At 51.5% G+C, this 15,902-nt stretch carries 11 protein-coding genes; 4 read left to right on the top strand and 7 right to left on the bottom strand.

Annotated elements, in window-relative coordinates; all coding sequences use genetic code 11:
* Nucleotides 1–10: 10 nt before the first annotated feature.
* Both phoU and rpiA read right to left on the bottom strand, forming a co-directional pair.
* Nucleotides 11–712, bottom strand: a complete 702-nt coding sequence (gene phoU / locus FFS57_RS01715) for a phosphate signaling complex protein PhoU (protein ID WP_137936027.1) — start codon at nucleotides 710–712, stop codon at nucleotides 11–13.
* Nucleotides 713–784: 72 nt separating this feature from the next.
* Nucleotides 785–1,441, bottom strand: coding sequence for a ribose-5-phosphate isomerase RpiA (gene rpiA / locus FFS57_RS01720; RefSeq protein WP_137936028.1), 657 nt, complete (start codon nucleotides 1,439–1,441; stop codon nucleotides 785–787).
* 227 nt (nucleotides 1,442–1,668) lie between these two features.
* On the opposite strand from rpiA, the gene ilvA reads away from it, so the two are divergent.
* From ilvA to FFS57_RS01740, 4 genes are all read left to right on the top strand, one after another.
* The gene (gene ilvA, locus FFS57_RS01725; RefSeq protein WP_137936029.1) at nucleotides 1,669–3,180 is read left to right on the top strand and encodes a threonine ammonia-lyase, biosynthetic; all 1,512 of its coding nucleotides are present in this window, start codon (nucleotides 1,669–1,671) and stop codon (nucleotides 3,178–3,180) included.
* A gap of 281 nt (nucleotides 3,181–3,461) precedes the next feature.
* Nucleotides 3,462–4,151 carry a methylamine utilization protein gene (locus tag FFS57_RS01730; protein WP_171013507.1) on the top strand — a complete coding sequence of 230 codons (690 nt, stop codon included), beginning with the start codon at nucleotides 3,462–3,464 and terminating at the stop codon, nucleotides 4,149–4,151.
* A gap of 15 nt (nucleotides 4,152–4,166) precedes the next feature.
* Nucleotides 4,167–6,542, top strand: coding sequence for a bifunctional diguanylate cyclase/phosphodiesterase (locus tag FFS57_RS01735; protein WP_137936031.1), 2,376 nt, complete (start codon nucleotides 4,167–4,169; stop codon nucleotides 6,540–6,542).
* A gap of 108 nt (nucleotides 6,543–6,650) precedes the next feature.
* Nucleotides 6,651–8,996 carry a GspE/PulE family protein gene (locus FFS57_RS01740; RefSeq protein WP_137936032.1) on the top strand — a complete coding sequence of 782 codons (2,346 nt, stop codon included), beginning with the start codon at nucleotides 6,651–6,653 and terminating at the stop codon, nucleotides 8,994–8,996.
* A gap of 74 nt (nucleotides 8,997–9,070) precedes the next feature.
* On the opposite strand, the gene FFS57_RS01745 is transcribed toward FFS57_RS01740, so the two are convergent.
* From FFS57_RS01745 to FFS57_RS01765, 5 genes are all read right to left on the bottom strand, one after another.
* Entirely contained in the window at nucleotides 9,071–9,529 is a 459-nt protein-coding gene (locus tag FFS57_RS01745) for a SixA phosphatase family protein (RefSeq protein WP_137936033.1), read from the bottom strand.
* A 172-nt stretch (nucleotides 9,530–9,701) separates the two neighbouring features.
* Entirely contained in the window at nucleotides 9,702–11,771 is a 2,070-nt protein-coding gene (ppk1, locus tag FFS57_RS01750; protein ID WP_137936193.1) for a polyphosphate kinase 1, read from the bottom strand.
* Between the two features lie 90 nt (nucleotides 11,772–11,861).
* Nucleotides 11,862–12,134: an oxidative damage protection protein gene (locus FFS57_RS01755; protein ID WP_137936034.1), complete on the bottom strand. Its 273-nt coding sequence runs from the start codon at nucleotides 12,132–12,134 to the stop codon at nucleotides 11,862–11,864.
* A gap of 112 nt (nucleotides 12,135–12,246) precedes the next feature.
* Nucleotides 12,247–15,069 carry an EAL domain-containing protein gene (locus tag FFS57_RS01760; protein ID WP_137936035.1) on the bottom strand — a complete coding sequence of 941 codons (2,823 nt, stop codon included), beginning with the start codon at nucleotides 15,067–15,069 and terminating at the stop codon, nucleotides 12,247–12,249.
* Nucleotides 15,066–15,893 (bottom strand): phosphate/phosphite/phosphonate ABC transporter substrate-binding protein, encoded by an 828-nt coding sequence (locus FFS57_RS01765; RefSeq protein ID WP_171013509.1) that lies wholly within the window; start codon nucleotides 15,891–15,893, stop codon nucleotides 15,066–15,068. Before FFS57_RS01765 ends, FFS57_RS01760 begins: the two co-directional genes overlap by 4 nt.
* Nucleotides 15,894–15,902: the final 9 nt, after the last annotated feature.

Genomic DNA, 15,902 nt, shown 5'->3' on the forward strand with positions numbered 1-15,902 from the left:
GACAATGCTGTTATTGTAACGCTTCGCGCTCGACTTCTTCGACAGAAGTGTGACGAACGTCCTTACCCTTGACCATGAACACCACGTATTCACTCATGTTTTTGGCGTGATCGCCAATACGTTCCAATGCTTTGGCAATCGACAAAATCTCCAACGAAATCGAAATGGTTCGTGGGTCTTCCATCATGAAGGTAATCAATTGTCGAATGATGGCACGGTATTCTTCATCCACCTGAAGATCAGCCCGTACCACTTGAGCCGCTGCAGTCAAATCCAGACGCGCAAAAGCATCCAGTGCCTTGCGCAACATTTCCAGCACCAGGTCAGCCATATGGCGCACTTCATGGAAACGCGGCAAATTCACCCGATCCGACTCATAGATCATCTTGCTCATTCTGGCGATTTTTTCGGCTTCATCACCTATACGCTCCAGATCTGTCGTGGTCTTGATCATTGTCATGACCATACGCAGGTCACTGGCGGCAGGTTGCCGACGGGCAATGATATGCTGGCAGGCATCATCGATTTCCACATCATAGGCATTGACGCGGTGATCATCGGAAATGGCCTTATGGATCAGATCCATATCGCCTGTGGCCAAGCCTTCCATCGCGGTGATGATTTGCTGTTCAACCAGTCCCCCCATTTGCAGCACGCGGGAGCGAACCGATTCCAGCTCGGTATCGAATTGTTTTGAAATATGTTCCGGCATTGCTGCATTCTCCTGCGACAGGCTTCATAATCGGCTGACGATAGCAGCCGATTATGACAATTGTGTTGCAATTTAGGAAATGGTCTGAACTCCATCAGGCTTGCCAAGCAACAGCACATCCGCGCGCCGGGCGGCAAACAGGCCATTGGTCACCACACCCACGATCTGGTTCAACATAGCTTCAAATTCAACTGGCTTTACAATTTGCAACCCATGCACATCAATGATTACGTTGCCGTTGTCAGTGACCACACCTTCACGCAGTGCAGGGTGACCACCCAGTTTGACGATTTCCCGAGCTACATGACTACGCGCCATCGGAATAACTTCAACCGGTAATGGGAAAGCACCCAATACGTCCACCAGCTTGCTTTGATCCGCAATACAGATAAATTGTTTCGCCACCGCAGCTACAATTTTTTCTCGGGTCAGTGCAGCACCACCGCCTTTGATCATGTGTAGATGATGGTTGATCTCGTCCGCCCCATCCACATACACCGGCAATTCGTCCACCACGTTCAGATCCAGCACTTGTATTCCGTGAGACGTCAAACGCTTCGCACTGGCTTCCGAACTGGCCACCGCACCATTGATGCGATGTTTGATCTTGGCCAGTTCATCAATGAAATGGTTTGCTGTTGAACCAGTTCCAACCCCAACGATGCAATCATCAGGCACATACTGAATGGCAGCCTTGGCCACCGCTTGTTTCATTTCGTCTTGCGTCATACCAGATATCCAGTTGATCCAGCTTCAAGCATAGCCTTTGGCGTGGTAATTACACAATAACCATGCATTGGGTGTTGGGTTTGAGAGAGAAAATAGCGTACTCAACAATTTTCGCATATGACTGCCGGTCAAATGCTGGCAAAGATATGGCTTACCAAATCCAGAGTGGCACGCCTGTAGCCCATCTGATACGCTTATTGGCTTAGACCGCACGCAGAATCAGGCACATGAAACAGGATTATCTGGAACGCATACTCACCGCCCGCGTTTATGAAGCAGCGGTTGAAACCCCCTTGGAAACTGCCCCCAACCTCAGCAAGCGCATTGACAATCAGGTATTGCTGAAACGCGAAGATATGCAACCGGTGTTTTCCTTCAAATTGCGTGGCGCCTATAACAAAATGGCATCACTCAGCGATGAGGAGCTGGCACGGGGGGTGGTGACCGCATCGGCAGGCAACCATGCACAGGGAGTGGCCTTCTCGGCGCAAAAACTTGGGGTGAAAGCCACCATCGTCATGCCTGCTACCACACCACGTATCAAAGTGAATGCAGTGGCCGCACGGGGTGGCAATGTGGTGTTACATGGCGATAGTTATGACGATGCCTATCGTCACGCGCTGTCCATCGTCGAACAGGAAGGCGCCACCATGGTCCATCCGTTTGATGATCCGGACGTGATCGCAGGCCAAGGCACTGTTGGCATGGAAATCCTGCGACAAGAATCCAAACTGATTACCGCAATTTTCGTCCCCATTGGCGGCGGCGGTCTGGCCGCTGGGCTGAGTGCCTACGTCAAACGATTGAAACCCGAGATCCGTGTGATTGGGGTGGAACCGATAGATTCGGACGCGATGTACCAGTCACTACAAGCCGGTGAACGTGTCACCCTGCCACAGGTTGGGCTGTTTGCCGATGGCGTGGCCGTTAAGTTGGTTGGGGCAGAAACCTTTCTGTTATGTCAGCGCTATCTGGATGAAATCGTACGTGTGGATACTGACGAAATCTGCGCAGCCATCAAAGACGTATTCGAAGATACCCGTTCGATCATGGAACCTTCCGGTGCCTTGGCACTGGCTGGCCTGAAGCGTTGGGCTGCACGTGAGCAGGTGAAAGGCCAGCGACTGGTCGCCGTCACATCCGGTGCCAATATGAACTTCGACCGCCTTCGCCATGTAGCAGAGCGGGCCGAAGTAGGTGAACAACGTGAAGTGTTGCTGGCTGTGAACCTGCCAGAAAGACCAGGCAGCTTCCGCCATATGTGCGAGTTCCTGGGTGGACGTTTCGTCACTGAATTCAACTATCGCTATGCCAGTGCTGATCAGGCACATGTCTTTGTTGGCCTGCAGGTGAATCATCGCAGCGAGGCGACGGAGATTGTTCGGGAGCTAGAGGTGCATGGGCTGACAGCCCTGGACCTGACAGAGAATGAACTTGCCAAGGTCCATATCCGTAACCTGATTGGTGGTCGCGCACCGGCGGCGCGCCACGAACGCCTGATCAGCTTTGAGTTCCCGGAACGCCCTGGCGCCCTGACACGCTTTCTGGACAGCATGAATCACGACTGGAACATCAGCCTGTTCCATTACCGCCACCATGGTGCTGACTATGGCCGAGTTCTGGTTGGCATTCAGGTGCCACCTGACGAAAATGCCGAATTTGGCGAATTTTTGGCCAAACTGGGCTATATATGGGCAGAAGAGACCGACAATCCTGCATACAAACTGTTCCTCAGCTGAATCACAGCATCAGCTAGCAATAATGGCCTACCCCTTGGTGGGCCATTGTCTTTTTTGTATCTGATCAATGGCTTGAACTCGGCCAACCATTTCCCACGATGCTATAGTGTTTAAAGGAGTATTTGAGCAAACAAATGTTCAATCAGCTGTGATGTTTACACCGAAGGTTGTTCCATCACCCGGAAATCTCCGCCACGAACCGATTGCATGCCACAACGGCAGGGATGACTGTACTTTCTCGCCTTGGTGCTGGACCCAATCCCCGAATGGGAGACATTGTGTTGCAAGATCCGTTTGACTTGTTGCTAGGCAAAGCTTGGCATTGGCTGACAACCTCCATCCTGACTGTGTTCTGTTCGTGCTGGATGCAGACATCACAGGCGAGCACGCTCAGCATCACCGTCAATGATCAATCAGGCAAACCGCTGGAACATGCAGTAGTCACACTTTCCCAGCCCAATCAATCGCCAGCCCTTAAGCCTGGTAAGGCCACCATTGATCAGATCGACAAGGAATTTGTGCCTTTCGTCTCTGTCATCAGTACCGGTACCAGTGTCAGTTTTCCGAATAAAGACAACACGCGACATCATGTTTACTCATTCTCCGGAACTAAAAAGTTTGAACTGAAGCTATATTCCGGTACGCCATCTCAGCCTGTGATCTTTGATAAGCCAGGCATTGTGGTGCTGGGATGCAATATCCATGACTGGATGCTGGCCTATGTTTATGTCACCGATGACCCCTATTTCACCAGCACTGGCAATAATGGCCTAGCCAAGTTTGACACACTACCCAGTGGGGACTGGCAAGTACGCATTTGGCACCCTCGTCAAACAGGAGCGGAATTCACGGCCATAGTGAAGCAGACAGATACCCATCAAGTCATCACGTTAAAAATTGATACCACCACAACCAAGCAGCCCGCCAAACGCCCACCTGGTGGTGGAAAATACCAATACGACCGACCTTGATTGAGGATCGACGGCATGGCCCATGCACGCCAAAGCTTCCGTAGCCGTATTTTCTTTTTCAGTACCGGCTTGGTGTCGTTGCTGGTATTGGTGCTGTTTTTGCTGATCAGCGATACCAGTTTCCGCTTTGGACGTCAGCAACTGGAAAAAGGCTTGGAAATTGCGGAACGTGTTTTTCGACAGTCACTTGCCGACGATCATGCGAAACTGGCGCAGGCGGCGCAGGTATTGTCTGCAGACTTCGGGCTACGGGAAGCCGTCGCATCCAACGATGGCCCCACGATCGCTTCGGCCCTTGGCAATCACGCAAATCGCATCCGGGCAACACTTGGCATCATCACCACAACGGAAGGCAAGCTGCTTGGCAGCACTGATGCCCGGTTGAAAAATCCTTTGCCAAAGGAGGTGATATCCCTGCTGTCGTCACAAGCGGGGGAAAGCTCAGGACTGATTCACGTCGGTGACAAGCTCTATATTACAGTCGCCGCACCGATTCGGGCTCCGTTACTGATGGGCTGGGTCATCCTGGGATTTGAGGTAGACGATAACCGTGCAACACGCGTGTCACAGTTGACCGGGACAGATATCACTTTCGCTTCGATTAACCATGGCCGGTGGACAATCCACGCCAGTACACTGTCAGGCAACAAACGCTCAGCTCTTGATAGCCAGCTACCACAACGTACCGGCATAACCGATACGGTGGATGGCGAACTGCTGGGGAAACACTTTCTGTTCCGGGCCGCAATCCTGGAACCCAAGACACACATTGTCGCCATTCTTCAGCAATCCATCGATGAAGCCATGCAGCCTTACTATGACCTGCGTTCATCCATTTTGCTGGTATTGTTGGCCAGTCTGATTGTCGCAATCATTGGTAGCCGATGGCTATCCAGTGCCGTTGCTCAGCCGATCGCTTCGCTGGCCAACGCCACCAAAGCCATCGCTCAAGGAGACTATACCCTGCGGGTTGATATCCGAACCAGCGATGAAGTCGCCACACTGGCCGAAGATTTCAATCGCATGAGTCAGGCCATTTCAGACAGGGAACAGCGAATTCGCTACCAGGCATATCATGACAGCCTGACCGACCTACCAAACTATAAGTTACTTCACTCCACCGGCTCCGAGATATTGCTGAAAACTGCGCGCCGTGGTGATTTTGCAGTATTGCTAAAACTGGATATTGACCGTTTTCGACTGATCAACGATGCACTGGGTTACGAAACTGGTGACGCCGTTATTCGTGAGGTTGGCCAGCGTTTACAGCACCTGATGAGCGAAGAGGATTTGCTCGCCCGCCAAAGCGGCAATGAATTTGCAATACTGATAACTGCCCCAGAACCCCTGTCGCTGGAAAAGATTCAGCATCAGCTAGAGCAGTCATTTGACAACCCGATTATCATTTCGGGACAACCCCTTGATGTGAAATTCAGCATTGGTGCCGCATTATTCCCACAACATGGGAATGGCATGGAAGCATTGATGCGTAATGCTGAAATCGCCTTGTTTGCTGCCAAACGCAGTAAAACAGGTCTGGCTACCTATGATCCACGTCATGAAGACAACGCAAGAACCAAACTCTCCTTGCTGGGTGAACTCAAACAGGCGATCGAATCCACAGATCAGCTACAATTTTTTCTTCAGCCCAAAACCAACCTGCTGGATGGCCATATTCTGCAGGCGGAGGCGCTGATTCGCTGGCATCATCCAGTCAGGGGGTTTATTTCACCTGCAGAGTTTGTCCCATTTGCCGAGCAAACCGGCCAGATCAGCGGCTTAACACAATGGATGCTGCATCAGGCCGCCACCTGGGCTCCAAAGTTTGAGGCAGCAGGCATGCCACTGACCATTTCAGTCAATGTATCCATGCGCGACATTCAAAATGAACAGTTTCCGGACCGATTGGTGTCAACGCTGCAATCCTTGCATGTCGACCCAGCTCAACTATGTCTGGAAGTGACGGAAAGTGGGCTGATGGATGATGCAGATCATGCACTGGCGGTACTTCGACGGTTACATGACATGGGGTTCAAATTATCTATCGATGACTTTGGCACAGGCTATTCCTCCCTCGCCTATCTGCAAAAGATGCCAGTCGATGAGCTAAAGATCGATCGTTCATTTGTACGTGGCTGCAAACGTGGTACTGATAGTGAATCCCTGTTACGCTCAATTATCCAGTTAGGGCGATCATTGGGGTTGCACATTGTGGCAGAAGGTGTCGAAGATACCGAAGAATGGCTGTTACTGAAGGATCTGGGCTGCGATCTGGTACAAGGCTACATCGTCAGCAAGCCGCGAGAGGTAAATGAATTTGCAGCATGGCTAAAACAGAACCAGCGATTTGTACTGCCCGATACAACACCGGAGAAGCAATCCTCAAGCTGAGCCTACTCAGCGCTTGCTTACAGCGCCTATAGTGAAATAGCACAGCACCGATCGCCAAGTGTCGGTCCGTAACATTGCTACCACCACACATGCCTCCGGGAGCCCGTCATGTCTGCAGAGCAGGACGAACTGAGCCGACAACTTGCGTTTACCCAGGCACTGCAGGCAGTCACCAACAGTATCCACGCAACCCGTAATCTCGACGAAATCATGCTGGAATTGAGCCAGTCGGTCTGCGACCTGTTCAATGCCGACAGGCTAACTATTTACGTGCTGGACGATACCCGCACAGCCATCGTATCCAAGGTAAAAACTGGTATCAATTCAGCCAAAGAACTTCGGCTTCCAATCAATGAACAAAGCCTGGCGGGATTTGTCGCGCTGCACAAGCGCGGGCTGAATATCACCGATGCCTACGATGACACCGAGTTGGAGCGCTATAGTCGCGAACTGCGCTTTCTGAAAGCGGTGGATCAGCATACGGGGTACCGCACCAAGCAAATGCTGGTATCACCGGTGCTGGACGAAAGTAACCGTTCATTAGTCGGCGTGGTTCAACTGATCAATAATCGGGCTGACGAGCCATTCTCCATGTTAATGGAACGTGGCCTGAATGAACTGTGCAAAACGCTCGCCATTGCCTTGAAACAACGCATTGGCGGTCAGCCATTTGTCGCGAATACCAAGTACGACTACTTGGTTGCGGATGGCATTCTATCGACAGCCGAATTTGAATTGGCCGCTCGTGCCGCCCGTCGCAAGCAAATGGATCTGGAAGAAACCTTGATCCAGGAATTCCAAGTCTCGATTACAGCCATCGGCCAATCACTCGCCAAGTTCTTTGGCGATAGCTACGAGCCCTATCGAGGCGACCGAATCAAACCTGCCGAACTGCTCAAAAACATCAAGCCGGGCTTTGCACAAAGCAATGGCTGGCTACCGGTGGACGAAACACCAGAAGGAATTGTCGTCATTGCGTTGGACCCGGCCCAACTGAAAAACTCCCATCAAGCGACACAGATCCTGGGCAAACAAAAGATAGTCTATCGTGTCACCACCAAACGCGAATTTGATCAGACATGTGACTTGTTCTTTGGCGAAAGCATGACACTCGGCAACATTGACGACATGCTTTCAACGCTGGATGAACAAGATGAGGAAGGCAACGAAACCGTTGATGTCTCGGCGGCGCAGGACAATGAACTGGTAAAGCTGGTCAACAAGATCATCGTCGATGCCTACCATCTGGGCGCATCCGACATTCACATCGAACCCTACCCAGGCAAACAAAAAACCTTGATCCGTATCCGACGCGATGGTTCGTTGATGAACTTCATCGAAGTCCCCGCAGCTTATCGCAGCGCCCTGGTCGCCAGACTCAAAATCATGTGCGATCTGGATATTTCGGAACGGCGGCGACCACAAGATGGCAAGATCCAATTCAAACGCTTTGGCCCATTGGATATCGAACTCCGGGTTGCTACCGTCCCAACTCAAGGCGGGCTGGAAGATGTCGTGATGCGCATTCTGGCCGCGGGAGAACCCATACCGCTGGAAAAACTCGCGCTCTCGCAACCCAATCTGGAAAACCTCAAAAAAACCGTCAGCAAACCTTACGGCCTGTTTTTTGTTTGCGGCCCAACTGGTTCAGGCAAGACCACTACATTACATTCGGTGCTCAAATTCCTGAACACACCGGAAACCAAAATATGGACAGCTGAAGACCCTGTAGAAATCACCCAGGCCGGCCTCCGGCAGGTTCAGATGAATCCCAAGGCCGGTCTGACCTTCGCGACAGCCATGAAGGCCTTTCTGCGGGCGGATCCAGACGTCATCATGGTCGGTGAGATGCGCGACAAGGAAACTGCCGCCACCGGGATTGAAGCATCGCTCACCGGCCACTTGGTCTTAGCCACACTACATACCAACAGCGCACCCGAGAGCATCATCCGCCTACTGGATATGGGCATGGACCCATTCAACTTCTCGGATGCCTTGTTAGGTATCCTCGCCCAGCGGTTAGCCAAGCGCTTATGTTCAAAATGCAAACAGGCCTATCACCCAGATGATGCCGAAATCGATGCGTTATGTGACGAATACGCCGAAGAATTACTCCCCACACCGCCATGGCAACAAAATGCCCAAACTGAACGCGCCAATTTGCTCGAACTTTGGAAACAACAATTTGCCGATTCAAATGGCCAGTTCACCTTCTATCGCCGCAAAGGTTGTGAACAGTGCGCCAGCACTGGCTACAAAGGCCGAGTTGGGTTACATGAATTACTCGTTGGAAGTGACGAGATCAAAAAGAAAATTCAGGAACACGCCCGTGTTGCCGAGCTGTTCAGTGTTGCACTGGAACATGGTATGCGGACACTGAAACAGGATGGAATCGAAAAGGTATTACAAGGGCTGACTGACATTCATCAGGTGCATACGGTGTGTATTAAATGATGACTCAGCCTGAAGTCCCCGGGTAAGACGAACACTCTTTCCGGCCCAAAATTTGCGGTCAGTACGAATGCCATTCACAAGAACTCCGACGATATCGCCACTCGAAGGATATGCTGAGAAATCTCCTCGCGCACCCGATGACTGATCCACCATACCCCACCCTTACGAATACGCCAACTTGCGGCATGACCCGCCAACAGGAATGCAGCCGTTTCGCCCAGTACAGGCTGGTGGCCGACAACAACAACCGCATGACGGGCATCAGGCCAATTGGCCGCAGTAAGAAGGGAGGCAACGCTGGCGCCAGGATTGAGCTCAGAACATATCGTGAAATGATTGGTCAATGCCTTTGCAGTAACCTGAGCACGAGCAGCTTGGCTGGTGAGGACAATGTAGTTGTCTGGCAAATGCTCACGTAACCAAGCAGCCATTTTCTCGGCCTGCTTAACGCCTTTTGGGGTCAGCAAACGTTGCAGATCTTGTTCCGCTGGACGTTCTTCGGCATCTGCATGACGCCACAGGATAAGATCCATCAAGTTTTCCTCAATTTAATGGGATATCACCGATGAGCGGCTTCCACTGGCATACTGAGCAGCACCTCTTTTCGGGTTTGATACCTACTTTTGGCGACCAACCTCATACTCACTGGCCTCATCAAGCCTGCTCTGTCGGGTACTATTTTTCCCTCAACACGTATTCGCGATTTCAGGGCGATAACTCCGCCAACAATGTATGTTGGGCCGAACGGGCTTTACCCGCCCGGGCGATTTTGCGGCGATAGCTGCCGTCTGGCTCCATCTCCCAGGCTCTGACATTATCAACCAGATAGGGTCGCAAACCTTCACGGATCACTCGACGTTTGACCTTGCTATCCAGAATCGGAAAAGCAACCTCAATACGGCCGAACAGGTTACGAGCCATCCAGTCTGCACTGGCAAGATAAACATCCTCGTGCTTGTCGTTATGAAAGTACCAAACACGTGTGTGTTCCAGAAAACGACCAATAACCGAACGTACATTGATATTGTCTGACAAGCCAGGTACCCCTGGGCGCAAAGCACACACACCGCGAATGATCAGATGAATTTTCACGCCCGCCTGTGAGGCCTTGTAGAGCAAGTCAATTACTTTGGGCTCTAGCAATGAATTCATCTTGGCAATGATGGAAGCAGAACGCCCCGCCTTGGCAATGTTGATCTCATTGTTGATGGCCTGTGCAAGCTTGTCGAACATGGTGAACGGCGATTGCCACAATTGCTTCAATTCACTGGCATGGCCCAGGCCCGTCAACTGCAGAAAGACGTCATTGACATCAGTACAAATGGTGTCGTTACAGGTAAACAGGCCAAAATCCGTATAGAGCTTGCTTGTACGCGGGTGATAGTTACCCGTGCCAAGATGGACATAACGACGCAGCTTTTCATTCTCACGACGTACGATCATCAGCATCTTGGCGTGGGTTTTGTAACCGACAACTCCATACACAACGTGCGCACCGACTTCCTCCAACTTGGCGGCCCAATTAATGTTGGCTTCTTCATCAAAACGAGCCATCAGCTCGACCACAGCTGTGACTTCTTTCCCGGCACGGGCCGCTGCAATCAAGGATTCCATCAATACAGAATCAGTCCCCGTGCGATAAACCGTCATTTTGATGGCCACGACATGCGGATCATTGGCCGCTGCCTGCAACAACTCAACGACTGGACTGAATGATTGGAAAGGATGATGCAGCAAGATATCGCCATGCCTGATGGCCGAGAATACATCCGGCGCACCTTTCAATTGTGCTGGCTCGGACGGTATGAAGGGCGGAAACTTGAGATCCGGCCGGTCAACCTTGTCAGGCACATGCATCAGTCGCACCAGATTGACCGGGCCATCGACACGGTAAAGGTCTTCCGGTGCCAGTTCAAACTGTTCCAACAGGAATTCGGTAATATGTGACGGTGTATTGTCCGCGACCTCTAACCGTACCGCATTGCCAAATTGACGATGCACCAGTTCACCCTGCAAGGCCACTCGCAGATCTTTCATTTCCTCTTCGTCAACCGATAAATCAGTATCCCGTGTAACCCGGAATTGGTAGCAACCGTTTACAGACATGCCGTTGAACAATTCGTCTACGTGAGCATGCAAGATGGAAGACAGAAACACAAAGCCGAAACTGGACCCGGAGATATCCCGCGGCATCAGGATCACTCTCGGCAAAATGCGTGGCGCTTGGACGATTGCAATACGTGATTCACGACCAAAAGCGTCCCTACCATCCAACTCGACAACAAAATTGAGGCTTTTGTTGAGAACACGAGGAAATGGATGCGAAGGATCCAGTCCGATGGGTGTCAGAATAGGCGCCAATTCACGGAAGAAAAATTCACGCACCCAGGCTTTTTGGGCGTCATTCCAGTTCAAGCGGCGGATAAAATGCACACCCTGTTCGGCAAGTGCTGGCATCAGCACATGCTGCAGTACACGATACTGTTTGGCTACGATATCGTGCACTTCATGGGCCACCAAGGCAGACTGCTGACGGAGCGTAAGGCCATCAGGGCCGATAATATCCGGATTGGCACGAATGCTTTCTTTCAGCGAGGCCACCCGAACTTCGAAGAATTCATCCAGGTTACTGGAAACGATACACAGAAATTTGAGCCGCTCCAATAGCGGCATGCTGTCATCTTCCGCTTGCGCCAGCACTCGGCGATTGAACGCAAGCAGGCTCAATTCACGGTTGATGAACAGTTCGCCGGCTACACCGGCAGGTGCCAACATCTTCATGCGGTAGCCAATCGTGCGCCGAGTGGCGGCGCGACCGGCCCCGCTGGTAGTGGTGCGGGGCAAGATCATACCGCTATCGGCTTATCAATTCTGAGGGGGGACATAACCCTGCGGCATATCTGCACCCGGGCCGAAGAAATACGATTCCAGCTGGTCCTGCAGATATTTGCGGGCACGGCTGTCTGCCAAGCTCAAACGGTTTTCATTGATCAGCATGGTCTGGTGTTTGACCCAGCCTTGCCATGCTTCTTTCGAAACATTTTCAAATACGCGCTTACCCAGTTCCCCTGGCAGTGGCGGAAAATCCAGGCCCTCGGCTTCACGACCGAGCTTCACGCAATGAACCATTCTAGCCATTGTTGCATTCCTTCTAGACGGCAGAGTCTACTGCCGATTGATGACATAATTGTGACAAGTCGCCCCTGCGGCGATCATGCATTATAGCGCCATAAACTGCATAAAAAGCGCGTCAGGCCTGAAGCATGCTGGCCAATGCCGGATGATCTGCCCGCGGTTGGTCGAGGTAATAGCCTTGAACCATATCAACACCGAAACTGATCAACATTTCCAGTGTTGCCTGATCCTCAACGAATTCTGCCACGGTCAGTTTGCCCAGCCCATGAGCCATTGCCACCATGCCTTGTACGAATACTTGGGAATCGGTGTCGTTGGGTAAGTTCCGAACAAATTGACCATCGATCTTCAGCACATCCGCCTTCAGATGTTTAAGATAGGTAAACGATGAAAAGCCAGCGCCAAAGTCATCAAGACACACGTGACAACCTGTCGCACGTAATGCATCAATGAAATGTTCGGCATCTTGCAAGTCAGACACTGCGGCCGTTTCCGTCACCTCGACATAAAGCCGTGATGGATTGACGCCATTTTGCTGCAATTGGTCGGCAATAAAAGCAGGTAACGTCGGATCATCGAACGAGCGACCTGAGATGTTCACTGAAATAGGTAGCAGGCTGGATCGTTCTGCCAACATGGTAATAACCTGTCGAATTACCCAACGATCGATTTCAAGAATCTTGCCTGTTTTTTCTGCCACAACAATGAACTGGCCAGGGGGAATCATTCTGGTTGGATCATCCAGATCACGCATGCGCAACAAGGCTTCCAAATGAGTCAGCCTTTGATGGCCTGCTTCGTAAATACCCTGATAATGCAGCTCGAACAATCCCTGATCCAATGCACTCTGGATGCGATCCGACCAACTCCAGCGCTCAACGAGCTCCGCCATCATGGTTTGGTCCGGCGAATATGCGCGCCATGTGTTCTTGCCAGCGGCTTTGGCCTGATACATGGCCATGTCTGCGTTGGCAACCAGATCCTCCCCACTGGCCGCATGTATTGGGTACAAGGCAACCCCCACACTAGTACCCATTCGAAGCAGCTGGCCTTCGAAATCCACTTTCACGCGACTGACTGATTTCACGATTCGTTCTGCCATTGCCCCAATCGCCTCCAGATTGGCATCGGGGATCAGCAATGCGAATTCATCACCGCCCAAACGATACAACAGCTCATTTTGTCGCACTTGCAATTCAATCTCGCGTGCGACCCGCACCAATACCATATCACCAGCGCCATGGCCAAAGGTGTCATTGACGTACTTAAATTCATCCAGATCAAAAAACAACAGGCCACAACTCCGGCCATGGTGATCAGCCATTGAAAGTTCTCTCGCCAGATCCTGCTGGAAACGATGCCGGTTATAAAGCCCCGTCAACGAATCACGTTCTGCCAGATACACCAGGCGTTCGGAGGCTAGACGAATTTCGGTAACATCTTCAAATACCCAAACCTGCCCCAATGCAATATGGTTGTCCCCGACCACAGGGTGGCTATGGCGAAGAATCACCCGCCCATCCGCCATGACCAATTCTTCCAATACGGTTTTGCCCAGTAAAGCGGCTCCACTCATCACGGGCGGGTCTGAGGCTGGTTCAGGGGCATTGCTGGCCACCGCCAATACCGTTGCCAGGTGCTGACCAATGGCAACAAAATCTGGTGGCAACTGCCATTGCTCAACAAATGTATTGTTGTGATAAATCACTTTGTCGTGACGATCCACAAACAGAATGCCAATGGCCATTGCACCCAATAGTGCGGTCAATCGGGCTTTTTCTTCTTCCGCCGAATCCAGATAGCGTTGTTGCATGGCTTGAGCATGTTGCAACTCAATTACCGCTTGCGAGAGAACAATCTGACTGTCTTTTTCATGACTGGCATCTCGAATACTGGCACGCATACCAAAATATTCATCCTCCGCCCCGAAGATGGGCAACCACGACATAATCGCCCAATATTCTGTCCCGTCAGCCTTCAGCCCACAAAATTCCACTTCTTCACGGCTGCGATGTGTCATACCTTCATTCAGGCGTCGTTGCATATCAGCACGGTCTGACGGGCTGATCAATGGCAATGGAAAATCTGCCATCGCCATACAGGCCTCTGGTGTATAGCCTGTGACACGTATCGCCTCAGGATTCACCCAGATCAGCCGGCCGCCTGGCTCAATCCACATCTCGCAACCATGAGTATGATTGGCAATTGCATACAACCTGCGTTCATTTTGCTTCAATGCTTCCATTCGCCACCGCAACTGATCGGCCATACCATTGAAGCTGATGGCGACTTGGCCAATCTCATCGTTGCGCTCAACAGGCAATCGAACATCCGTTTCGCCAACAGCCAAAGCGTCTGTTGCTTGTGCCAGACGCCCCAACGCCCGCGTCAACGGCAATCCGAACAAAATCAGCACCCAGGCAGACAACACAATGCTAAGGCCGACAATCAACATACTTTGCCAATACAGATCCTGCATCGACCGTACAACATGCTGAATCGTAAAACCATAACGAAGATCACCATAAACCTGTCCCGCCAATGACAATGGTGCAACAGCGTGGAACTGGGTCTGCCCGCTGGCAATATCCGGTAACGTTGAACTGGGCGGCACACGTTGATTGAGCTTCCAGCCGCTGGCAGCGACTGGTTGACCTTGCCGGTCATAAATCACCAGATAATCCAGCTGGCCAGTGCCGCGCATCTCTTCCATCAGATCGCTGGCTTCGGCGAAATCATTCGCTACCATGCTGGGGGTTAATGCTGCGGACAAAAGTGTATTCAATTCACTGACGCGGCGCTCCACAATTTCTTGCGTCAGGTGATCACTGACGCGAGAAAAATTGAATACCAACAGCAATAACAAAACCAGTTGAACAATTACCGTAGTGGCAATCAATTTCGTCCGGAGCGGAATATACGGTTGTGATGCATTCATTGAATACCCTGACGTCGTTTCAATGCCTCGACATAGGGCTGCAACACCTTCTTATCCTGATCAGTGAAGGGTCGATTGAAATTGATGCCAATGCGCACCAGGAAATTCTGCTCCGGCGGTGTATTCATGGTGAAACGGACCACAGCCTGGGTTACTCGATCACGTTCCAGTGCAGGTATTTGATGGTGCGCCAGCAATACCAACGATGGCACGACGCTGCTTTCCGACAATACTGTGACACTTTGTTTGATTTCAGCTGTCATCGGCAGCAATGCCAGATCTGAGATCAACGCGGCGGACACGTCCCCCCTAAGCAGGGCCATCGCAGCACTATTCTGGAATTCGTTATAACGGAAGGTGACGTCACGACCATCGATCATGCCAGCTTGGCGAAACATGTCGCGTCCCAGCATAGCAGTCATCGTCAGTGCATTCGGAAAAGCAATCGATTGTCCGTTCAAGTCACTCATCTGCTTGATCGCTGCACCCTGTTTGACCAGCAATATCGCCTTCAGCCCCCCTGCAGCTTTCAGTAAGGGTATATAGCCAGCTCGTTCCACAGCCAGTAATGCAGAGTGAGAACCGATAATGGCAAAGTCGTATCCTCCTCGCAGCAAGCGGGCCAGATACTCATCATAGTTACGAGCAGTCACCAACACCACCTGATGACCGCTTTGTTCGGAGATCGCATCCCGAAGCGGTTGAAAAGCAGCCACCAGGGAACGGGGAGTGAGAAAAGGTTCGACCGCGAGCGTCAGTTCCCGCGCGGATAACAGGCTTGCCCAACATAACAATAGGGCCACATACCAGCGTTTGCGACGCATGTGACCCTC

It is taken from the genome of Chitinivorax sp. B, from assembly GCF_005503445.1.
Taxonomy (GTDB): Bacteria; Pseudomonadota; Gammaproteobacteria; order Burkholderiales; family SCOH01; genus Chitinivorax.

What these genes read in the sequence shown, in the direction of transcription:
- phoU (WP_137936027.1), bottom strand. Translation starts at nt 712, where the DNA reads ATGCCGGAACATATTTCAAAACAATTCGATACCGAGCTGGAATCGGTT.
- rpiA (WP_137936028.1), bottom strand. Translation starts at nt 1,441, where the DNA reads ATGACGCAAGACGAAATGAAACAAGCGGTGGCCAAGGCTGCCATTCAG.
- ilvA (WP_137936029.1), top strand. Translation starts at nt 1,669, where the DNA reads ATGAAACAGGATTATCTGGAACGCATACTCACCGCCCGCGTTTATGAA.
- FFS57_RS01735 (WP_137936031.1), top strand. Translation starts at nt 4,167, where the DNA reads ATGGCCCATGCACGCCAAAGCTTCCGTAGCCGTATTTTCTTTTTCAGT.
- FFS57_RS01740 (WP_137936032.1), top strand. Translation starts at nt 6,651, where the DNA reads ATGTCTGCAGAGCAGGACGAACTGAGCCGACAACTTGCGTTTACCCAG.
- FFS57_RS01745 (WP_137936033.1), bottom strand. Translation starts at nt 9,529, where the DNA reads ATGGATCTTATCCTGTGGCGTCATGCAGATGCCGAAGAACGTCCAGCG.
- ppk1 (WP_137936193.1), bottom strand. Translation starts at nt 11,771, where the DNA reads ATGTTGGCACCTGCCGGTGTAGCCGGCGAACTGTTCATCAACCGTGAA.
- FFS57_RS01755 (WP_137936034.1), bottom strand. Translation starts at nt 12,134, where the DNA reads ATGGCTAGAATGGTTCATTGCGTGAAGCTCGGTCGTGAAGCCGAGGGC.
- FFS57_RS01760 (WP_137936035.1), bottom strand. Translation starts at nt 15,069, where the DNA reads ATGAATGCATCACAACCGTATATTCCGCTCCGGACGAAATTGATTGCC.
- FFS57_RS01765 (WP_171013509.1), bottom strand. Translation starts at nt 15,893, where the DNA reads ATGCGTCGCAAACGCTGGTATGTGGCCCTATTGTTATGTTGGGCAAGC.